Below are 22,222 nucleotides of genomic sequence, written 5' to 3'. Positions count from 1 at the left end.
GCGGTCGCTTCTCGAGCGCCGCCAGACATTATCAAAGTGGATCAGAAACGGATCAGGCGAGTCAGGTCGTTGAAGAGCGCGATCATCGACAGAGCGACGATGCAGACCAGCCCCGCCCGCTGCAGAACCAGCTGCCAGCGATCGGACACGGCTTTGCCGGTAACGGCTTCAACCAAATAATATAACAGATGCCCACCGTCCAGAACCGGAATCGGTAACAAGTTCAACACACCCAGGCTGATGCTGACGAGCGCCAGGAAAGACACGAACGCGGTCAAACCGAGCCGCGCGCTCTTGCCCGCGTAATCCGCGATGGTGACCGGACCGGACAGGTTTTTCAGCGACGCCTGCCCGACGATCATGCGGCCGAACATGCGCAGCGAATACACGCTGATGTCCCAGGTCCGATTGACGCCGAGCCGCAGGCTTTCGAGCGGACCGTAACGCACGTCGACGGTCGGCAACTGGTTCGCGAGCGCCGCGCCGATGCGACCGATGTCCTTGCCCGTCGCCGCATCGCGTTTCACGTCGGGCACGATCTGGACGGAGGCGCGCTTGGCATCGCTGCCCGCGCCGCGCTCGATCTGAAGCGTCACGGGCTTGCCGCCGTGCGCCTTCACGTAGTCGATGAAGCTCGTCGCGTTGTCGACGGGACGGCCGTCGATCGCGCGCAGCCGGTCGCCGGCGACGAGACCGCTCTTCTGCGCCGCGCTGCCCGGCTCCACGCCCGCGACCGTCAGCGTGCCGCCGCCCGGCGTGAAGCCGAGCTTGTCCATGAAGTCCTGTTCGGCATCCGCGTCCGTGATGCCCGCGACGTTCACCGGAAAGTCGAACGTGCCGTCGTGCGTCTTCGCCATCAGCACGACGCGCCGGTGATCGAACGACGCGTCGAGCAGCTTCCAGCGCAGGTCGGACCACGAGCGGATCGGCTCGGTCTGGCCGCCTTGGGCGTCGCGCATCGACTCGATCTTCTCGCCGCCCTCGAAGCCCGCGCGTGCGGCGGCCGTCGCGGGCGCGGGCGTCGACACGATCGCCTGCGGTTCGGTCACGCCGCCCGCGAACACGGCGGAAAAGAGCGCAATGGCCAGCAGGAAGTTCGCGACCGGCCCGGCGGCGACGATCGCGATGCGCTTGATGACCGGCTGCCGGTTGAATGCGCGCGGCAGATCCTCGGACGGGATGCTGTCTTCCGTTTCGCGCTCGTCGAGCATCTTCACGTAGCCGCCGAGCGGCAGCGCCGCGATCGTCCATTCGACGCCGGTCTTCTTGCTGACCCAGCGCACGAGCGGCTTGCCGAAGCCGACTGAGAACCGCAACACCTTGACGCCGCATAGTCGCGCGACGCTGTAGTGACCGAATTCGTGGACGACGACGAGCACGCCAATCGCAACGACGAAGGCGACGATTTCGGTCAGGAAGTTCATGACGGCCTCAATGGGCGATGGGTTCCGCGCCTGGCGCGCTCGCAGTGAGCTCTGCGACGAAACGGGACGCGAGACGGCGCGCGGTGGCATCGGCGGCGAGCACGTCGTCGAGCGATGCGGCGCTCGTGTTCGGCAAGGCGCTCAGCACGCGCTCGACCACGCCGCCGATCGACATGAAGCCGATGCGCCGCGCGAGAAACGCTTCGACCGCGATCTCGTTCGCCGCGTTCAACGCCGCGCTCGCGATGCCGCCGGCTTCGAGCGCGTCGATGGCGAGCGCGAGACACGGAAAGCGCGCGAAGTCGGGCTTCTCGAAAGTCAGCGACGCGATCTGCGCGAGATCCAGCGGCGCGACACCCGACTCGACGCGATCCGGGAACGCGAGCGCATGCGCGATCGGCGTGCGCATGTCCGGATTGCCGAGTTGCGCGAGCACGGAGCCGTCGGCGTACGACACCATCGAGTGAATCACGCTTTGCGGGTGAATCAGCACTTCGATGCGCGAGCCCGGCAGGTCGAACAGCCAATGCGCCTCGATCACTTCGAGGCCCTTGTTCATCATCGTCGCGGAATCGACGGAAATCTTGCGGCCCATCGCCCAGTTCGGATGCTTGCAGGCTTCGTCAGGCGTGACGTCGACGAGCGTCGCAGGCTCGCGCGTGCGAAACGGTCCGCCGGACGCCGTGAGAATGATCTTCGACACGCCGCCGTGCAGGCGCGCCTCGCTGTCCGCGCAAGGCGGCAGGCACTGGAACACGGCGTTGTGCTCGCTGTCGACCGGCAAGAGCACGGCGCCGTTGTCGCGCACGGCGTCCATGAAGATCTGGCCGGACATGACCAGCGCTTCCTTGTTCGCCAGCAGAATGCGCTTGCCGGCGCGCGCGGCCGCCAGCGTCGGCGCGAGGCCCGCCGCGCCGACGATCGCCGCGACCACGGTATCGCACTGGGCGGCGCGCGCCACGTCGACGAGCGCGTCCGGGCCGTACGTCACTTCGGTCTTGCTGCCGGCGGCGCGCAACGCCGCGGCGACGCGCGCGGCGGTTTCGGCATCGCCTACGACCGCGACTTCGGGCTGAAAACGCAGGCACTGCGCGACGAGTTTGTCGCCGTTACGGTGAGCGGTGAGCGCGTAGACCGAGAACCGGTCCGGGTGCCGCTCCACGACGTCGAGCGTGCTGTCGCCGATCGAGCCCGTGGAGCCGAGCAATGTAAGACGTTTTTGCATGAAATCTTCTCTGGCCGATCTATCCGAGCATGAGCAATGCGATCGGCAATACCGGCAACAATGCATCGATGCGGTCGAGCACGCCGCCGTGGCCCGGCAGCAGACCGCTTGAGTCCTTGACGCCGGCCTGGCGTTTCAGGAGCGATTCGAACAAATCGCCGACCACGCTGAACGCCACCAGCACGGTGAGCGCGACGAGCGCGCGCGCCCAGCCGAGATGTCCGACGAAAGCTGCGAACACGGTCGGCGTATAGACGCCGGTGGCCGCCGCCAGCGAGCCGATCACCATGACGGCCGCCCAGCCGCCGATGGCGCCTTCCCACGTCTTGCCCGGGCTGATGGACGGCGCGAGCTTGTGGCGGCCCAATGCTTTTCCGGCGAAGTATGCGCCTATGTCAGCCAGCCAGACGACTAGGAGAAGCGATAGCACGAACGCGACGCCGACGGTGCGCGCCGCGACGACCGCATGCCAGCACGCGACGAACACGATGATTCCGGCGAAAAGCAGAAACGCGCGCCACGCGCCGCCTGCCAGAACCGGCTTGCGCAAGAGCGCGTACGGTCCCGCGAGCACCCAGAAAATCGCCGCCATCTGGAAGAGCGCCTTCGGCGCGACGCCGAGGTACATACTGAAAATGAGCGCGAGCCCCGCGACCAACGCGTACGCCACGGGCCCTGCGCCGTTGAGCTTCAGCAGGCGTCCCCACTCCCACGCGGCGAACACGACGACGAAACCGATCAGCGCGCCGAATGCGCCGATCGGCGCGAACAGCGTGACCGGCACCAGAACCGCCAGCAGCACGATTGCCGTGATGACACGGGTCTTTAGCATGAAAGGGTGTCGGCCTTCTGCGATTGGGACGCGAGTTGAGCGCTGGTGCGCCCGAAACGGCGCTCACGGCCGCCGTATGACGCAATCGCGCGGTCGAGCGCGTCGGCGTCGAAGTCGGGCCAGTAAGTGTCGGTGAAATAGAACTCGGTGTACGCGAGCTGCCACAGCAGGAAATTGCTGATGCGCTGCTCGCCGCCCGTGCGGATGAAGAGGTCCGGCTCGGGCGCGTAAGCCATGGCGAGATGCTCGGCGAAGGACTCGTCGTCCACGCGGGCGGGCGTGCCCTGTTCGAGCGATTGCGCGATGAGCTTCTTGGTCGCCTGCATGATGTCCCAGCGCCCGCCGTAATTGGCCGCGATGGTCAGCGTGAGGCGCGTGTTGCGCGCGGTCTTGGTTTCGGCGCGCTGAATCAGCGCGCGGATGCGATCGTCGAACATGGAGATGTCGCCGACGACGCGCAGGCGAATGCCGTTGGCGTGCAGCTTGCCGATTTCGCGTTCCAGCGCGGTCACGAACAGGCGCATGAGGAACGACACTTCTTCCGTCGGACGACGCCAGTTTTCGGAACTGAACGCGAACAGCGTGACGAATTCGACGCCGCGCTTGGCGCAGCTTTCGACGGTCGCGCGAACCGCATCGACGCCGCGCGTATGACCGGCGACACGCGGCAGGCGCCGCTCGGTCGCCCAACGGCCGTTGCCGTCCATGATGATCGCGACGTGGCGCGGGACAGCCGCGACATCGGGCACGCGAACGGTAGAGCTGGTATAGGTCATGGCCGCTGAATCTTGTAATCGACGGGAAATGAAAAGCCAGCCTGGGTTTTTCGTCACCCGAGGCTGGCAGGACCGGTTAGGGCCTCACACCGTCATGATTTCGGCTTCTTTCGTCTGAACGAGCTTGTCGATTTCCGCCACGAATTTGTCGGTGAGCTTCTGAACGTCGTCACTGGCGCGGCGCTCGTCGTCTTCCGAGATTTCCTTGTCTTTCACGAGCTTCTTCAGTTGCTCGTTCGCGTCGCGGCGCAGGTTGCGCACCGCGATCTTCGCCGTTTCACCTTCGCTCTTCACGACCTTCGTGAGTTCGCGGCGGCGCTCTTCGGTGAGCGCGGGCATCGGCACGCGGATCAGATCGCCTTGCGTGGCCGGGTTCAGGCCGAGATCCGATTCGCGGATCGCCTTTTCGACGACGGCGACCATCTTCTTTTCCCACGGCTGCACGCCGATCGTGCGGGCGTCGACGAGCGTCATGTTCGCCACTTGCGAGATGGGCACGTTCGAGCCGTAGTAATCAACCTGGATGTGATCCAGCAGGCCGGTGTGCGCGCGGCCCGTGCGGATCTTGGCGAGATCGGCCTTGAATGCTTCGATCGATCGCTGCATCTTCTGATCGACGCCCTTTTTGATGTCAGCCACACTCATTTGAACCTCCAAAACCTGGGTTTACTGGCGATGCGGGCGCCCGCTTCGCCCTCGCCCGGCGCGGTTCACGCCGGGGTGCGCGCGGCGCCCGATTACGCGAGAGTTTACACGTGGACGAGCGTCCCTTCGTCGTCGCCTTGCACGATGCGCTTGAGCGCGCCGGCCTTGGTGATCGAAAACACGCGGATCGGCAGTTTCTGGTCGCGGCACAGGGCGAAAGCCGTGGCGTCCATCACCTGCAGATTGCGGCCGATCGCCTCGTCGAAGCTGATCGTGCTGTAGCGCGTCGCGCTCGGGTCCTTCTTCGGGTCGGCGGAGTATACGCCATCGACCTTCGTCGCCTTCAACACCACTTCGGCGCCGACTTCCGAGCCGCGCAGCGCGGCAGCCGTATCCGTCGTGAAGAACGGATTGCCCGTGCCGGCCGCGAAAATCACGACCTTGCCTTCTTCGAGCTGGCGAATGGCGCGCGGGCGGATATACGGCTCGACCACCTGATCCATGCGCAGCGCGGACTGCACGCGCGCCTCGATACCCGCGTGGCGCATGGCGTCCTGCAGCGCGAGTGCGTTCATCATCGTGGCGAGCATGCCCATGTAGTCGGCCGTCGCACGGTCCATGCCGGCCGCGCCGCCCGCGACGCCGCGAAAGATGTTGCCGCCGCCGATCACGACGGCCAGTTGCGTGCCCATCCGCACCACTTCAGCGACGTCCGCCACCATCCTTTCGATTGTTGCGCGATTGATGCCGAATGCATCGTCGCCCATGAGGGCTTCGCCGGAGAGTTTGAGGAGTACGCGTTTGTAGGCTGTGGGCATATGAGGTTCCGATCGCGCCGAGGAGGGTTGCAACAACGTAGAACTGTAGGGGTGAAACAATAATTACCGCAAGCGGCCCGGATCGGACTGACGGGCGCGGCATGCACGGGTTAACCCGAACCTACCGCGCCCGCCACATGATGCGAACCGGAACGCCTTGAATCTTGCGGCAGACGCGTGCTGCGATCCGCCGCGGGTGTCGCTTCGATGCGGCGCCGCGCCATTTGATCACAGGCGCCGCGAATACCGCTTACGACTGCTTGGCCGCCGCGACTTGCGCCGCCACTTCTGCTGCGAAGTCGTCCTGGCGCTTCTCGATGCCCTCGCCGACGACGAACAGCGCGAACTTCTGCACCGACGCGTTGGCTGCCTTCAGCATCTGCTCGATGGTCTGCTTGTCGTTCTTCACGAACGGCTGGTTCAACAGCGAGACTTCCTTCAGGTACTTCTGGATGCTGCCGTCGACCATCTTCGCGACGATCTCAGCCGGCTTGCCCGACTCGGCGGCCTTCTGCTCGGCGATGCTGCGCTCCTTGGCGATCAGGTCCGCCGGCACTTCGTCCGACGACAGCGACACCGGCTTCATTGCGGCGACGTGCATGGCCACGTCCTTGCCGACTTGCTCGTCCGCGCCCGTGAACTCGACCAGCACGCCGATGCGCGTGCCATGCAGGTACGACGCCAGCTTGTTCGTCGTTTCGAAGCGCACGAAGCGGCGGATCGACAGGTTTTCACCGATCTTGCCGACGAGCGCGAGGCGCACGGCGTCGACCGTGTTGCTTTCGTACGGCAGCGCCGACAGCGCGGCCACGTCAGCCGGGTTGCTCTTCGCGACCAGCGCCGCGATGCCCTTGCCGAAGGTCATGAAGTCGTCGTTCTTCGCGACGAAGTCGGTTTCGCAGTTCAATTCGACGAGCGCGCCCACGCCGCCTTCGACGTGCGCCACCACGATGCCTTCGGCCGTCACGCGCGATGCCGCCTTGCTCGCCTTGTTGCCGAGCTTCACGCGCAGCAGCTCTTCAGCGCGCGCCATGTCGCCGTCGGCTTCGGTCAGCGCCTTTTTGCATTCCATCATCGGCGCATCGGTCTTCGCGCGCAGTTCTGCCACCATGCTTGCGGTAATTGCCGCCATCATTCGCTCCTTGAGTCTGTTTGATACGTGCCGCCGGCGTTTGCGCCCACGGCAAAGATTGGTTCAGCCATCGCGCCGACTAAAAAAAAGGGGCCTTTCGCAAAGCCCCCTTTTTTGTCGGCCACAGGGCTCGATTACGCCTCTGCGTTGACCTCGACGAACTCGTCGCCTTCGCCGTTGCGCACAGCCTGAACGACGTCGTTCACGGCGTTCGCACGGCCTTCGAGGATCGCGTCCGCGACGCCTTCGGCGTACAGGGCCACGGCCTTCGACGCGTCGTCGTTACCCGGGATCACGTAGTCGATGCCTTCCGGCGAGTGGTTCGTGTCGACCACGGCGATGACCGGAATGCCGAGCTTCTTCGCTTCGGTGACGGCGATCTTGTGATAGCCGACGTCGATCACGAAGATCGCGTCCGGAATGCCGCCCATGTCCTTCACGCCGCCGATCGACTTTTGCAGCTTGGCGATTTCGCGTTCGAACAGAAGGGCTTCCTTCTTGCTCATGCGCTCGGTTTCACCCGACTCGACCGCTGCTTCCATGTCCTTCAGGCGCTTGATGGACACTTTGAGCGTCTTGAAGTTCGTCAGCATGCCGCCGAGCCAGCGGGCGTTGACGAAAGGCATACCCGCGCGCTGGGCTTCCTGCGCGATCGTGTCGCGCGACTGGCGCTTCGTGCCGACGAAAAGAATCGTGCCGCGATTCGCTGCCAACTGGCGCACGTACTTCAGCGCGTCGTTGTAGAGCGGCAGCGTCTTTTCAAGGTTGATGATGTGAATCTTGTTGCGATGACCGAAGATGTACGGGGCCATCTTGGGGTTCCAGAAGCGCGTTTGGTGACCGAAGTGGACACCGGCTTCCAGCATTTGACGCATCGTGACTGCCATGAAATTCTCCGCGAGGGTTAGGTCTTAAGCCGGCTGCCGCATCCTGCGCCCGGTTTCAGCGTCTCGCTGACCAGACGCCGGACACCCTGGGTGCGCCGGCTTGAGTTTCGGCTTCAGTTTCGAACAAGCGCCGCCTTGTGAACCGCGAACGCTCTAAGCCCTGCCACTCCAAGTGAACTGAGGAAGTGGACTAAGACTTAGCCCATGAGTATAGCATGTGACGATTACACCGCTCAAGCCGCCGATGCCCGCTAAACCGGCGCGCGAACCGGCGCCGGCGCCCCGCGCGCCGCAGAATCGCCCTGCGGCGCCTTTCCTAAGGTGCGATAATGCCGGCTTCGCGGCTCACGCCCGCCGCCCCGCCAAACCGCGCTTTTAGAGCCCGTCATGTCCATTACGCTGAAAAACGAACACGATATCGCGCACATGCGCGTCGCCTGCCGGCTCGCCAGCGAAGTGCTCGATTTCATCACGCCGCATATTGTGCCCGGCGTGACCACCGAAGAACTCGACCGCCTCTGCCACGAATACATGGTGAAGGAACAGGGCACGGTTCCCGCGCCGCTCAACTATCAGCCGCCCGGCTATCCGCCGTATCCGAAGGCCACCTGCATCTCCGTCAACGACGTGATCTGCCACGGCATTCCCGGCGAGAAGGTGCTGAAGAACGGCGACGCGCTGAACATCGACATCACGGTGATCAAGGACGGCTATTTCGGCGACACGAGCCGCATGTTCATCGTCGGCGAGGGTTCGATTCTCGCGAAACGCCTCGTGCAGACGACCTTCGACTGCATGTGGCTCGGCATCGATCAGGTGCGCCCCGGCGCGCATCTGGGCGACATCGGTCATGCCATTCAGAAGCACGCCGAAGCGCAGGGCTACAGCGTCGTGCGCGAATACTGCGGCCACGGCATCGGCACGGTGTTCCACGAGGAGCCGCAAGTGCTGCATTACGGGCGGCCGGGCACGGGCATCGAATTGCAGCCGGGCATGATCTTCACCGTCGAGCCGATGATCAACGCCGGCCGGCGCGACATCCGCACGATGCCCGACCAGTGGACCGTCAAGACGCGCGACCGCAGTCTCTCGGCGCAATGGGAGCACACGGTGCTCGTCACGCCGACGGGCTATGAAGTGCTGACGGTGTCCGCCGGCACGCAGGCGCCGTCGCAACTGATCGCGGCGACGGCCTAAGCGCCGCGCCAACGCGCTGCGTGCGCCGCGCGAGAGCCGCCTTCCGGTTCCCTCGTCCGCCGTTCCATTCACCTCTCGCTGATCCGTCCCATGAGCGTCACTGCCGTCGTCGCCTCGCCTTGCGAAACGCTGCGCGCCGCCTACAAGGCGGCGAAGGCGGCACTCATCGAACGCTTCAAGACGGCATCGAATGTCGACTCGTTGATGCAGGCGCTCGGCCGCGCCACCGACGACGCGCTCAAAGGCGCCTGGTCTGCGTCCGACATGCCCGCAAACGCCACGCTCGTCGCGGTCGGCGGTTACGGGCGCGGCGAGCTCGCGCCCTACTCCGACGTCGACATTCTCGTGTTGCTGCCGGACGCTGTGCCGCAGGCTGAGGAGGCCGAGCTCAACGAACGCGTCGAGCGGTTTATCGGCATGGCGTGGGATCTCGGGCTGGATATCGGCAGCAGCGTGCGCTCCGTCGAGCAATGCATCGCGGAAGCCGCCAACGATGTGACCGTGCTTACGTCGCTCCTGGAAGCGCGGCGCCTTTGCGGCGACGCGGCGCTCTTCAGTCGCTTCACGGAGCGCTATCGCGAAACGCTCGATCCGCGCGCCTTCTTCCAGGCGAAGGTGCTGGAGATGCGGCAGCGTCACGCCAAATTTCAGGACACGCCGTACAGCCTGGAGCCGAATATCAAGGAAAGCCCGGGCGGGTTGCGCGACCTGCAACTGATTCTCTGGATCACGCGGGCGGCGGGGTTCGGGTCGAGCTGGCGCGAACTGGATGCGCGCGAGCTCATCACCGAGCGCGAGGCGCGCGAACTGCGCCGCAACGAAGCCTTTCTGAAGACGCTGCGCGCCCGCCTGCATGTGATCGCCAAGCGCCGGCAAGACATTCTCGTGTTCGACTTGCAGACGCCGCTCGCCGAGAGCTTCGGCTTCAAGGCGACCGCCGCCAAGCGCGCGAGCGAACAGCTGATGCGCCGCTATTACTGGGCGGCCAAAGCGGTCACGCAACTCGCCACCATCCTGATCCAGAACGTCGAAGCGCAGCTTTTCCCGTCGACGTCGGGCGTCACGCGCGTGCTGTCCGAGCGTTTCGTCGAGAAGCAAGGCATGCTCGAGATCGCCAGCGACGATGTGTTCGAACGCGAACCGCACGCCATTCTCGAAGCCTTCCTGCTTTACGAGCAGACGCGCGGCGTGAAGGGCCTGTCTGCGCGCACGCTGCGGGCGATCTATAACGCCCGCGAACTGATGGACCGCAACTGGCGGCGCGACCCGGAGAACCGGCGTCTTTTCATGGAGATTCTGAAGCAGCCCGAAGGCATCACGCATGCGCTGCGACTCATGAACCAGACGAGCGTGCTCGGGCGCTACCTGCTGAACTTCCGGCGCATCGTCGGGCAGATGCAGCACGACCTCTATCACGTCTACACGGTCGATCAGCACATCCTGATGGTGCTGCGCAATCTGCGCCGCTTCGCCATTGCGGAGCACGCGCACGAATACCCGTTCTGCAGTCAGCTGATGGGCAACTTCGAGCGGCCGTGGGTGCTTTACGTCGCGGCGCTGTTTCACGATATCGCGAAGGGCCGCGGCGGCGATCATTCGACGCTCGGCATGGCGGACGCCCGCCGCTTTTGCCGCGAGCACGAGATGAGCGCGGACGACACGGAACTCGTCGTGTGGCTGGTGCAGCAGCATCTGACGATGAGCCATGTCGCGCAGAAACAGGACACGAGCGATCCGGAAGTCATCAAGCAATTCGCGTCGGTCGTGCAAACCGAGCGGCGTCTGACCGCGCTCTATCTGCTGACCGTGGCGGACATTCGCGGCACGAGCCCGAAGGTCTGGAACAACTGGAAAGGCAAGCTCCTCGAAGACCTGTACCGCGCGACGCTCGCCGTGCTCGGCGGCGCGCGGCCCGACACGCATTCCGAACTCAAGTCGCGCAAAGAAGCCGCGCTTGCGCTTTTGCGCCTCGAAACGGTGCCCGAGCACGCGGAAAAGCGGCTGTGGGATCAGCTCGATGTCGGCTATTTCCTGCGTCACGATCCGGCGGACATCGCCTGGCAGACGCGCGTGCTGTACCGGCACGTGGAAAGCGACGCGCCGATCGTGCGCGCGCGGCCCTCGCCGATCGGCGCGGCGCTGCAGGTGCTCGTCTATCTGCGCGACCGGCCGGATCTTTTCGCCGGCATCTGCGCGTACTTCGACAAGAACGGCCTCTCGGTGCTCGATGCGCGCATCACGACGACGCGCCACGGCTACGCGCTCGACAACTTCCTCGTCGCGCACCCGGATCACGACGGCAGTTATCGCGATATCGCGAATCTCGTCGAGCAGCAACTGAGCGCGCGCTTGACGGACGAAAGCATTCTGCCGGAGCCGTCGAAAGGCCGCGTCTCGCGGCTCGTGCGCACTTTCCCGGTCACGCCGCGCGTGGATTTGCGCCCCGACGAGCGTGGCCAGTACTACATCCTGTCCGTGTCGGCGAACGACCGGCAGGGCCTTCTTTATTCGATCGCGCGCGTGCTCGCGCAACACCGGATCGGCGTGCAGGCGGCGCGCATCAACACGCTCGGCGAACGCGTCGAAGACGTGTTCCTGCTCGATGGCCGAGGCCTGTCGTCGAACCGCACGCAAATCCAGGTCGAAACCGAACTGCTGCGCGCGATCGCAGCCTGAGACTTTATGCGCGTCAAACTGACAGCCAAACATCCGCGTCCCACGTCGGCGACGCGATCGCCGATCCGTTCCGGATCGATCACTGGGCGCAAGCCTGCGCGCGATGCCGCGCCCGAGAAGGCGCTGGTCAAGCGCGGAAAGCCGGCGGAGGCGCGGGCGGGATCGACCGGGCGCGCGGATGCGTCGGGCGAGCGGAGGCCTTTCAAGTCGCGTGATGCGGCTGGGGATCGCGATCGCGATACGCGTGGGGATGAGCGGCGCCCTTTCAAACCGCGTGGCGATGATTCGCGGGCTGCGTTCGGCGATCGTGGTCCGCGTCGGGCGGCTGAAGGACGCGGCGATCGCGATTCGCGTTCCGACGAGCGGCGTCCGTTTAAACCGCGCGGCGATGGTTCGCGGGCTGCCTTCGGTGATCCTGGTCCGCGTCGCACAGCGGAAGGACACGGCGACCGACATTTCCGCAGCGACGAGCGCCGTCCGTTCAAGCCGGGCGGCGATGATTCGCGCCCGGCATTCGGTGATCGTGGCCCGCGTCGGCCGGCGGAAGCGCGCGGAAACAGCGATTCCCGCAGCGACGAACGCCGTCCGTTCAAACCACGCGGCGATGACTCGCGTGCTGTGTTTGGCGATCGCGGTCCGCGTCGGGCGACTGAAGGACGCGGCGACCGCGATTCGCATTCCGACGAGCGGCGTGCTTTTAAGCCGCGCGGCGATGATTCCCGAGCTGCGTTCGGTGATCGTGGTCCGCGTCGAGCGGCCGAAGGACGCAGTGAGCGCGATTCGCGTTCCGACGAGCGGCGTGCTTTCAAACCGCGCGGCGATGATTCGCGTGCTGCTTTTGGCGATCGCGGCCCGCGTCGCACAGCGGAAGGACACGGCGAACGACATTCCCGCAGCGACGAGCGCCGTTCGTTTAAACCGCGCGGCGATGATTCGCGCCCAGCTTTCGGTGATCGTGGTCCGCGTCGGGCCGCTCAAGCGCGCGGCGACCGCGATTCGCGCAGCGACGACCGCCGCCCGTTCAAACCACACGGCGATGATTCGCACTCGGCTTTCGGCGATCGCGGCCCGCGTCGAGCGGCCGAAGCGCGCGCCGACCGCGATTCCCGCAGCGACGAACGGCGTGCCTTCAAACCGCGTGGCGATGATTCCCGCGCTGCGTTTGGCGATCGTGGCCCGCGTCGAACAACTGAAGGACGCGCCGACCGCGATTCCCACAGCGACGAACGCCGTCCCTTCAAACCACGCGGCGATGATTCCCGCCCGACTTTCGGCGATCGCGGCCCGCGTCGCACAGCGGAAGGACACGGCGAACGACATTCCAGCAGCGACGAGCGCCGCCCGTTCAAACCACGCGGCGATGATTCGCGCCCGGCATTCGCCGATCGCGGTCCGCGCAGGCCGACCGAGGGAAGCGAGGCACGCCGAGGCGACGAGCGCCGTGCTTCTAAGCCTCACAGCGACGACTCCCGCCCGTCATTCGACGACCGCGGCCCGCGCAAACCGTCTGAAGCGCGCGATCCCCACACAGACGACCGTCGCCCATCGAAAGCGCGCGGCGACGCTCCGCGAGCGGACTTCACAGCCAACGATGGAGCATCAGCACCAACCGACGCCCCCAAGAAACCCCACGCCCACGGCGACAACCTCGTTCGCCTGTCGAAAGTCATGTCCGAACTCGGCCTGTGTTCCCGCCGCGAGGCCGACGAGTGGATCGAAAAGGGCTGGGTGCTCGTCGATGGCGAAGTGATCGACACGCTCGGCTCGCGCATTCGCCCGGATCAGAACATCGAGATCCTGCCCGCCGCGCGCTCCGCGCAGTCGCAACTGGTGACGATCCTGCTGCACAAGCCCGTCGGCTACGTGTCGGGCCAGGCGGAAGACGGCTACGAGCCCGCCGTGACGCTCATCAACCCGTCGAATCACTGGGACGAAGACCGCTCGGGAATCCGTTTTTCGCCGGGACATCTGCGCACGCTCGCGCCGGCGGGCCGTCTGGATATCGACTCGACCGGCCTGCTCGTGCTGACGCAGGACGGCCGCATCGCGAAGCAACTGATCGGCGGGCACTCCGAAGTCGACAAGGAGTACCTCGTGCGCGTGCGTTACGGCGAGCATACCGTCGACGTCGACCAACACCTGCCCGCCGAAAAACTCGCGCTGCTGCGTCACGGTCTGGAACTCGACGGCGTGCCGCTCAAGACCGCGCAGGTCAGCTGGCAAAACGGCGAGCAGCTTCGCTTCGTGCTGCGCGAAGGCAAGAAACGTCAGATTCGCCGCATGTGCGAACTCGTCGGGCTGGAAGTCGTCGGCCTGAAGCGTATCCGCATGGGACGCGTGACGCTCGGGGCGCTGCCGCCCGGCCAGTGGCGTTATCTCGCACCCAACGAGACCTTCTGATTCGTCACACGTCGCGAAAACGCGACATCCGAAGCCCGAAAACGGCGCGATCGCTTATCGATCGCGCCGTTTTATTTTGTTCACATTTAGGCTAAAGAAAATCGGTCAAATGTCCGTTAGGTACGGAATGTCCGAGAACTTTTGACAGCCCCAACGCGTCGAGGACGGGCATCGGAATAACGGCAATCAGCATCAACGCTTCAAGGAGAAATGGCCATGTCAGTTGAGATCATCGTTCGTGCGACAGAAACCGGTCTTGAAATCGTGAGCGGCCGACGACGGCTCGAAGCCCTGCTCGCCCTGCGCGATGAAGTCGTCGTGACGAGCCCCGGCATCGGAGAGATGGTGTTCGCGCGCCTGCCCGACGGCCGTCTGCAAGGCTCGGCCAATCCCAAGCACGTCGCGCTGTTTCGCCAACCCGACACCACGCGCGATTCCGAAACGTTGGCCTGAACGAAAAAAACCCGCTTGCAGCAAGCGGGTTTTTTCTTGGGCGGCGCGAGAATCAACCGGCTCAGTCGTCGCGCGCCGGGTCGAGGCCCGGAAAGAGCACTTCGGTGAAGCCGAACTTCGAAAAGTCGGTGATGCGCATCGGGTACAGCTTGCCGATCAGATGATCGCACTCGTGCTGCACGACGCGCGCATGGAATCCCTCCGCGAGCCTTTCGATCGCGTTGCCGTACTGATCGAAGCCCTGGTAGCGGATCATCGAGAACCGCTGCACCGCGCCGCGCAGGCCCGGCACCGAAAGACACCCTTCCCAGCCCTCCTCCATGTCGTGCCCGTTGGGCGTGATGATCGGATTGATGAGCACCGTCTCCGGCACGGGCGGAGCGTCCGGATAACGCTCGTTGTGGCCGAAGCCGAAGATGACCACCTGCAGATCGACGCCGATCTGCGGCGCGGCGAGTCCCGCGCCGTTCGCGTCGCGCATCGTGTCGAACATGTCCTGCACGAGCGTGTGCAGTTCCGGCGTGTCGAAGTGTTCGACAGGCTGCGCGATTCGCAAAAGACGCGGATCGCCCATCTTGAGAATTTCCCGGATCATGGAGTGACTCCTTCCAATAGCTTCTTCATGCCGTCTTCGTCGACGACGGGAACCCCGAGTTCCTCCGCCTTCGCGAGTTTGCTGCCCGCTTCGGCGCCCGCCACCACGTAGTCGGTCTTTTTCGAGACGGAACCGGCCACTTTCGCGCCGGCCGCCTCCAGCATTTCCTTCGCTTCATCGCGCGAGAGCGTGGGCAGCGTCCCCGTCAGCACGACCGTCTTGCCGGCCAGCGCCCCCTGCGGCGCTTTCGGCGCGGGCGGCCCTTCCGGCCACGACACCTTGGCGCGCAACTGCTCGATCACGTGCTGGTTATGCGCTTCGCTGAAAAAGTTGTGAATCGCTTCAGCGACGACCGGGCCGACATCATTGACTTCCAACAACTGTTCGACCGATGCCGCCATGATCGGATCCAGCGAGCCGAAGTGCTTCGCGAGATCCTTCGCCGTCGATTCGCCGACATGCCGGATGCCGAGCGCATAGATGAAGCGTGGCAGCGTCGTGTGCCGCGCCTTCTCGAGCGAATCCAGCAGATTCTGCGCTGACTTGTCGGCGAAGCGGTCGAGCGCCGCGAGCGTCGAAAAGCCGAGATTGAACAGATCCGCAGGCGTGCGCACGAGATTCTGCTCCACCAACTGATCGATGATCTTCTCGCCGAGACCGTCGATGTCGAGCGCGCGGCGTTGCGCGAAATGCCACAGCGCCTGTTTGCGCTGCGCCGGACAGAAGAGCCCGCCTGTGCAGCGTGCCACGGCTTCGTCCGGAAGGCGCTCGATTTTCGAGCCGCACACCGGGCATTCCGTCGGCATGACGAACTCGCGAGCGTCGGCAGGACGACGTTCCAGGATCGCGCCGACGACTTCCGGAATCACGTCGCCCGCGCGGCGCACGGTCACTGTATCGCCGATGCGGATGTCCTTGCGGCGCACTTCGTCTTCGTTATGCAGCGTCGCGTTGGTCACCGTCGCGCCGCCGACGAACACCGGCGCGAGCCGCGCCACCGGTGTGATCGCGCCCGTTCTGCCGACTTGCACGTCGATGGCCACGAGTTGCGTCAGCGCCTCCTGCGCCGGGAACTTGTGCGCGAGCGCGAAGCGCGGCGCGCGCGAGACGAAGCCGAGCTTGTCCTGCTCGTCGCGCCGGTTGACCTTGTAGACGACGCCGTCGATGTCGTACGGCAGCTTGTCGCGCTTCTCGCCGGTCTTGCGGAAAAAACCGAGCAAGCCTTCCGCGCCCTCGACCACGCCGCGCTCGGCGTTGACCGGCAGCCCCATCTCACGGTACCAGTCGAGCAGCGCCGCGTGCGTGTCGGGCATCTCGGCGCCTTCGAGCACGCCGATGCCGTACGCGAAGAACGACAACGGCCGCTGCGCCGTCATTTTCGGGTCGAGCTGGCGCAGGCTTCCCGCCGCCGCGTTGCGCGGATTCGCAAACTCGCGCTGTCCGGCCTCGCGCTGGCGGGCGTTCAGGCGGTCGAAGTCGCGCTTGAACATCAGCACTTCACCGCGCACGTCGAGACGCTTCGGCACGTTCGCGCCTTTCAGCGTCAGCGGGATCGAGCGAATGGTCCGCACGTTGGCCGTCACGTCTTCGCCGGTCGCGCCGTCGCCGCGCGTCGAGGCCTGCACGAAGCGGCCGTCGTCGTACCGCAGGGAGATGGCTAGTCCGTCGAATTTCAGCTCGCACGCGTACTGCACCGGCGCATGGCCGAGCGCGTCGGACACGCGTTTGTCGAACGCGGCGATGTCTTCGTCCGCGAAGCCGTTGTTGAGCGACAGCATCGGCACGTCGTGGACGACCGGCGCGAAGCCTTCGGCGACCTGACCGCCCACGCGCTGCGTCGGCGAATCCGGCGTGACGAGTTCCGGATGCGCCGCCTCGATGCCCTGCAATTCCTTGAAGAGCGTGTCGTATTCGGCGTCGGGCAAATCCGGCTGGTCGAGCACGTAGTACGCGTAGTTCGCGCGCTCCAGTTCCGCGCGCAGCCACGCGGCGCGCTCCTCCGGCCGGTCGGCGCTGGGCACGGGCGCGAGCGACTTGGCGGTGGCGGCGGATTCGGCTTTCGTTTTTGCGGACATGCGGCTTTCGAGGAATGAGATGAGTCAGTTGAACCGACCGTTCGATTGTCTCAGAAGAACGGTCGTCGCGGCATCGGCCGAACGGTCTAGGCCATGCGCGCATGTGGCGGCGCGTACCAACGGAAAGCGCCCCAGAACGGGGCGCAATAGCGACACGACATGCAGCTACGACGAGCGCTTACTGGCTGAACAACCTGCGCGTGGCGGGCGACCCGGCAGGCATGCCCGCCTGCTCCAGCTTCGCGTACAGCGTCATCAGTTGTTTCTCGATGGCGAGCAGCGCCGATTCCGGCAACGGCCGTCGCTGATCGTCGACCACGCGCGCGCCGATGCGCTCGGACAGCGACTTCGCGTAATCGCACATCAGGCGGAACGGCAAGATGTCTTCGTCGGCGACGGGCACGTCCAGCACCAGCGTAATCATCTGGCCGCCCTTGTACGTGAGGTCGTCGCGCAAAAAATTGGTGTCGCCGAACTGGAGCATGAACACCGGGTTCTGCTTCGCGTCCAGCTTGACGAAGCGCGTGCCGTCGCGCGAGAGCAGCAAGCCGTCTTGCGAGGCCACCGCCTGAACGTAGTTGGCGGACCACGGCGCGCCGTCGGAAAGAATGTTGATGGACAGCTGCGCGTCGCACTGGGCGGCGAACGCGTCGAGCTCGCGCGCCATGCCGACGGTTTCCATCATGTCGGGGAATTCGGGCGCGCCGTCGATGGCGTCCGCGAGACGCTGCACGCCCGTGACGAACTCCGAGAACTCGAGTTCGTTCAGCGGACCGCCGCGGTTGGCGAGTTGCGCGGCCGCGCGCAATTCTTCGTAGCGCACCCCGTGGCGCAACAGCTCCCACGTGCTCTCGCCTTCGGCCTTGCCTTCGATGGTCACGGGCTTCGTGCCCGCGCGACGCAGCCGCTGCGCGAGCGGAATCACGCGGTCGCCGGCCACGGGCGCGGCGAGCCGGATCGGCACGACGCAGTCGATGCGCCGGTCGACGACCGCGGGCGGCGTCGAAGAGATGGTCGTGGCGGCGGGCATGACCGGCTCGCTGCGCTCGTCTTCTTCGACGACCGCGGGTTCATCGGCGACGCCGTTCGCGGAGGTCGCTTCCGCCTGCAGATCGATGGGCGTATCCGCCGGCGCGACGGCTGGCGTGATCGCCGCAGCCTCGGTCGACACAGGGACGCCGCCGAAGCTGGGTTCGACGCGCGCGTCTTCCTGCGCATCGCCCGCGCCGCCGCCCCCGACAGGCTCGCGCCGCGCCGGGCGCACCGGCTCGATGAACGGCTGCTCGTCGTCGGTTTCCTGGCGCGCGAGCGCATCGGCGGCTTCGTCGGGCATCGGGCGCGGCATCTTGCGCCGCACTTTCGCGCTCTGCCACGCGTTGTACACCACCACGCCGCCGACCACGACAGCTCCCGCTCCGATCAATCCGAGTGTCAACTCGTCCATGCACGCTCCATCATTCTTTTGAGTTACGAAGCGCCGCGCGATCTGTCGCGCGCATCCGATGCACGCCACTCCGCGCCTGCGCGCCTGGCCGGCTCCGCGTCCGGCCTTCATTCATAAAAATCGGGTCAGCCGTTCTGCGCGAATCCCGCGGCGGATTCCATATCCACCGCGACGATGCGCGACACGCCCTGCTCCTGCATCGTGACGCCGATCAGTTGCTGCGCCATCTCCATCGCGATCTTGTTGTGCGAGATGAAGAGGAATTGGGTCTTGCTCGACATGGCCCGCACGAGGTTGGCGAAGCGTTCCGTGTTCGCGTCGTCGAGCGGCGCGTCCACTTCGTCCAGCAGACAGAACGGCGCGGGATTCAGCTGGAACATCGCGAAGACGAGCGCCGTCGCGGTGAGCGCCTTTTCGCCGCCCGAGAGCAGGTGAATCGTCGAGTTCTTCTTGCCGGGCGGCTGCGCCATAACCTGCACGCCCGCGTCGAGAATTTCGTCGCCGGTCATGATGAGCTTCGCCTGCCCGCCGCCGAAAAGACGCGGGAACAGATCGCCGAAGTGGCGGTTCACTTCGTCGAACGTGCCTTGCAGCAAAGCGCGCGTTTCCTGGTCGATCTTCTGGATCGCGTCTTCGAGCGTGCCGATGGCGTCGTTCAGATCGGCCGATTGCGCGTCGAGGAACTGCTTGCGCTCGGTCGCGGCCGCCAGTTCTTCGAGCGCGGCCATGTTGACCGGCCCGAGCGCGATCACCGCGTTGTTCAGGCGCGTGACTTCGCCTTGCAGATACGACGGCTTCATGTCGGGCGTGAGCTTCGCCTGCAATTCGGCTTCGTCGACGCCCGCCGCCTGCAACTGCTCGGCGAACTGCTCGCCGTTGATGCGCGCCGCCTGCTCCTTCAACTGCAATTCGTTGATCTTGTCCCGCAGCGGCTGAAGCGACCGCTCCGTCTGCAGACGCTGCTCGTCGGCCTGACGCAGCCGCGCGGTGAGATCGTCCAGTTCGATGCGCGCCGCGTGCAGCGCCTCTTCGCGTGCCGCGCGCACTTCGAGGGCGTCCTGCAAGCCGGTCTGTGCGGTCTGCGCGTTGATGGTTTCGAGTTCGGCCCGCGCGTCTTCCAGCGCGCCTTCGACGCGTTCGCTCTGCTCGTGCGCCGTGTCGATGCTGCGCTTGTATTCCTCGATCTTCGCCGCGAGGCCGCGCGCCGCGAAGTTCGCGTCGCTGGCCACGCGTTCCAGTTCGCGCAGTTCGTGACGCGCGTTGGTGAGCGCCTCGTCGAGCGATTCGAACGCAAGCTGATTGTCTTCGAAGCGCGCCTGCAATTGCGCGATCTCGGCGTCATGCTGCTCGAACGCAGCTTCCGATTCGGCCCGCAGCGCGCGCTGTTCTTCGATCTGCGCGGCAATTTCTTCGAGTTCCTCGCCGATCTGCGTGCTGCGCTGCGTGTAGCGCTCGTGCGCCTGCGTGAGTTTGAGCACGTCCATCTGCAACGCGTGGACGCGCTGCGTGGCGCGCTCGGCGGCGGCACGCGCATCGGCGAGAACTTGCGATGCCTGCGTGTGAGCCGCGTCGGCGCGCACGGCGTTGGCTTTCGCTTCGTCCGCGAGCAGCGCCTGCGCGCGCACTTGCCGCGCGAGATTCTCGATTTCCTGCGCGCGCGCCAGCATGCCCGACTGCTCGGAATCCGACGCATACAGTTGCACGCCGACGCGCGTGACGATATGCCCCACCTTCACGACGAACGCGCCGCCTTCAGGCAACTGATTGCGCATGGCGAGCGCCTGCGCGATGTCGTCGGCGATGAACGTGTTGCCGAGCCATTCGTTGAGCACGGCGCGAATGCCGGGGTCGTCGATGCGAAGAAGCGAAGTCAACGGCCGCAAGCCCTGCGGCGCGTCCAGCGGCTTGCCCGCGACGGGCGGCGCGAAGAACGCGAGCTTCGCGGGCGGCGCGTCGCTCGCGAACGCCTTGGTCCAGTCGAGATTCGAGACTTCGAGCGCGGCGAGACGCTCGCGCAGCACGGCTTCGAGCGCCGGCTCCCAACCTGCTTCGACGTGCAGCTTCTTCCACAGACGCGGCAGTCCGCCGAGTTCGTGCTTGTCGAGCCACGGCTGGACCTTGCCTTCGGTCTGCACGCTTTCCTGCAACGCTTTCAGCGCGGCAAGGCGTGCTTCGAGCTGATGAATCTGCGCGCTTTCCGCCTGCACGCGCTCTTGCGCGGCGCGTCGCTCGGCGTCGAGACGCGGCACGGTTTCCTGCGCATCGGCAAGACGCGCCTGCGCTTCGGCCAGAATCTCTTCGTTCTCGGCAAGCTGCATGCGCAGTTCTTCGAGTTGCGCTTCGTCGGGAGCGTCGAGGCCGCCCGCTTCGTTCTTCAGGCGTTCCTGGCGCTGCTGCAATTGCTGAAGCTGTTGATCCGCGTTGCGCTGATGCGCGGCTTCGAGCTTCAACGCCTGTTCCGCCCGCGCGATGCCGGCGCGTTCCTCGTTCAGCTGAGCCTGCGCGTCGCGCCAGCGGGCTTCGAGCGCGGGCAGCGCGTCGTGCTTCGCGGCGGCGTTCTCTTGCGCGATCGCAGCCTTCTCTTCGCCTTCGGCCAATGCTTCGGACGCCGTTTCGATTTCGTCGCGCGCCTTTTGCGCCTGCATCTGCCATTGCTCGCGCTGCGCGGCGAGCGCGGCGATCTGCGCCTGCACGCGGTTGCGCGACTCGACGATAAAGCGGATCTCCGCTTCGAGCCGGCTCACTTCAGCATTGGCTTCGTAAAGCGCGCCCTGCGCGCCCTGCATTGCGTCGCTGGCGCTGTAGTGCGCGACGCGCAGCGTTTCCAGTTGCGCTTCCACTTCGCGCAGACGCGCCGTTTGCGCTTCGAGCTCGATCTGCGCGTCGCGAATGGCGCGCTGCTGGCGCTCGGCTTCGTTGCCCGCTTCGTTCTTGCGCAAGAGCCACAGCAGGCGCTGCTTCTCTTCGCCTTCGGTCTGCAAGGCCTTGTATTTCGTCGCGACGATGGCCTGCGCTTCCAGCTTCTCCAGATTGGCCGTCAGCTCGCGCACGATGTCTTCCACGCGCGTCAGATTTTCGCGCGTATCGTGCAGACGATTCTCCGTCTCCCGCCGACGCTCCTTGTACTTCGACACGCCCGCGGCTTCTTCGAGGAACACGCGCAAATCTTCGGGCTTCGCCTCGATGATCCGCGCGATCATGCCCTGCCCGATGATCGCGTAAGCGCGCGGGCCGAGGCCCGTGCCGAGAAAGATGTCCTGAATGTCGCGGCGGCGCGCGGGCAGATTGTTGATGTAGTAACTGGAGGTGCCGTCGCGCGTGAGCACGCGCTTCACCGCAATCTCGCCGTAGGCGCTCCACTGACCGGCGGCGCGGCCGTCGGCGTTATCGAAGATCAGTTCTACGCTCGCGCGGCTGCCCGGCTTGCGCGCGGTGGATCCGTTGAAGATGACGTCCTGCATCGACTCGCCGCGCAATTCGGATGCGCGCGATTCGCCCAGCACCCAGCGCACCGCGTCGATGATGTTGGACTTGCCGCAGCCATTCGGCCCGACGACGCCGACCAGTTGGCCGGGGACCTGGAAATGCGTGGGATCGACGAAGGACTTGAAACCAGCGAGTTTGATCGAAGTCAGACGCACGG

17 protein-coding genes are annotated in these 22,222 nt (G+C 65.4%); 5 read left to right on the top strand and 12 right to left on the bottom strand.

The genetic code is table 11. The features are described from left to right. Positions 1-41 precede the first annotated feature (41 nt). From rseP to rpsB, 8 genes are all read right to left on the bottom strand, one after another. Positions 42-1,424, bottom strand: a complete 1,383-nt coding sequence (gene rseP / locus HWX53_RS07475) for an RIP metalloprotease RseP (protein ID WP_175940137.1) — start codon at positions 1,422-1,424, stop codon at positions 42-44. Between the two features lie 7 nt (positions 1,425-1,431). Continuing rightward, positions 1,432-2,649 (bottom strand): 1-deoxy-D-xylulose-5-phosphate reductoisomerase, encoded by a 1,218-nt coding sequence (locus HWX53_RS07470; protein WP_175940136.1) that lies wholly within the window; start codon positions 2,647-2,649, stop codon positions 1,432-1,434. 19 nt (positions 2,650-2,668) lie between these two features. Then, the gene (locus tag HWX53_RS07465; protein WP_175940135.1) at positions 2,669-3,481 is read right to left on the bottom strand and encodes a phosphatidate cytidylyltransferase; all 813 of its coding nucleotides are present in this window, start codon (positions 3,479-3,481) and stop codon (positions 2,669-2,671) included. Continuing rightward, on the bottom strand, positions 3,475-4,257 hold the full coding sequence (uppS, locus tag HWX53_RS07460; protein ID WP_175940134.1) for a polyprenyl diphosphate synthase: 783 nt from the start codon (positions 4,255-4,257) through the stop codon (positions 3,475-3,477). Before uppS ends, HWX53_RS07465 begins: the two co-directional genes overlap by 7 nt. 84 nt (positions 4,258-4,341) lie before the next feature. Beyond that, entirely contained in the window at positions 4,342-4,902 is a 561-nt protein-coding gene (frr, locus tag HWX53_RS07455) for a ribosome recycling factor (RefSeq protein ID WP_159835988.1), read from the bottom strand. A gap of 104 nt (positions 4,903-5,006) precedes the next feature. Continuing rightward, positions 5,007-5,720: a UMP kinase gene (gene pyrH / locus HWX53_RS07450; protein WP_159835987.1), complete on the bottom strand. Its 714-nt coding sequence runs from the start codon at positions 5,718-5,720 to the stop codon at positions 5,007-5,009. A 250-nt stretch (positions 5,721-5,970) separates the two neighbouring features. Continuing rightward, positions 5,971-6,852, bottom strand: coding sequence for a translation elongation factor Ts (tsf, locus tag HWX53_RS07445; RefSeq protein ID WP_175940133.1), 882 nt, complete (start codon positions 6,850-6,852; stop codon positions 5,971-5,973). A 134-nt stretch (positions 6,853-6,986) separates the two neighbouring features. Further along, complete coding sequence (gene rpsB / locus HWX53_RS07440; RefSeq protein WP_087043768.1) at positions 6,987-7,739, bottom strand: 30S ribosomal protein S2; 753 nt, start codon at positions 7,737-7,739, stop codon at positions 6,987-6,989. A 387-nt stretch (positions 7,740-8,126) separates the two neighbouring features. Between rpsB and map the strand changes: the two genes are divergently transcribed. The 5 genes from map (at position 8,127) to HWX53_RS07420 (ending at position 14,465) form a co-directional block, all read left to right on the top strand. After that, positions 8,127-8,936 (top strand): type I methionyl aminopeptidase, encoded by an 810-nt coding sequence (gene map, locus HWX53_RS07435; RefSeq protein WP_175940132.1) that lies wholly within the window; start codon positions 8,127-8,129, stop codon positions 8,934-8,936. Between the two features lie 90 nt (positions 8,937-9,026). Continuing rightward, positions 9,027-11,612, top strand: a complete 2,586-nt coding sequence (locus HWX53_RS07430; RefSeq protein ID WP_175940131.1) for a [protein-PII] uridylyltransferase — start codon at positions 9,027-9,029, stop codon at positions 11,610-11,612. A gap of 250 nt (positions 11,613-11,862) precedes the next feature. Then, entirely contained in the window at positions 11,863-13,362 is a 1,500-nt protein-coding gene (locus HWX53_RS28025; protein WP_347879150.1) for a hypothetical protein, read from the top strand. Continuing rightward, entirely contained in the window at positions 13,281-14,012 is a 732-nt protein-coding gene (locus HWX53_RS28020; RefSeq protein WP_347879149.1) for an rRNA pseudouridine synthase, read from the top strand. The genes HWX53_RS28025 and HWX53_RS28020 overlap by 82 nt, the downstream gene beginning before the upstream one ends. Before the next feature lie 216 nt (positions 14,013-14,228). Further along, on the top strand, positions 14,229-14,465 hold the full coding sequence (locus HWX53_RS07420; RefSeq protein WP_175940129.1) for a hypothetical protein: 237 nt from the start codon (positions 14,229-14,231) through the stop codon (positions 14,463-14,465). A 61-nt stretch (positions 14,466-14,526) separates the two neighbouring features. On the opposite strand, the gene def is transcribed toward HWX53_RS07420, so the two are convergent. The 4 genes from def to smc form a co-directional block, all read right to left on the bottom strand. After that, on the bottom strand, positions 14,527-15,060 hold the full coding sequence (gene def, locus HWX53_RS07415) for a peptide deformylase (protein ID WP_175940128.1): 534 nt from the start codon (positions 15,058-15,060) through the stop codon (positions 14,527-14,529). Next, positions 15,057-17,135 (bottom strand): NAD-dependent DNA ligase LigA, encoded by a 2,079-nt coding sequence (gene ligA, locus HWX53_RS07410; protein WP_175940127.1) that lies wholly within the window; start codon positions 17,133-17,135, stop codon positions 15,057-15,059. Before ligA ends, def begins: the two co-directional genes overlap by 4 nt. Before the next feature lie 178 nt (positions 17,136-17,313). Continuing rightward, positions 17,314-18,579 (bottom strand): cell division protein ZipA C-terminal FtsZ-binding domain-containing protein, encoded by a 1,266-nt coding sequence (locus HWX53_RS07405; protein WP_175940126.1) that lies wholly within the window; start codon positions 18,577-18,579, stop codon positions 17,314-17,316. A gap of 125 nt (positions 18,580-18,704) precedes the next feature. Next, positions 18,705-22,220 (bottom strand): chromosome segregation protein SMC, encoded by a 3,516-nt coding sequence (smc, locus tag HWX53_RS07400; RefSeq protein WP_175940125.1) that lies wholly within the window; start codon positions 22,218-22,220, stop codon positions 18,705-18,707. Positions 22,221-22,222 lie beyond the last annotated feature (2 nt).

Source organism: Caballeronia sp. BCC1704, assembly GCF_902833455.1.
Classification (GTDB): Bacteria; Pseudomonadota; Gammaproteobacteria; order Burkholderiales; family Burkholderiaceae; genus Caballeronia.
This window is presented reverse-complemented; position numbering and strand designations above follow the sequence as displayed.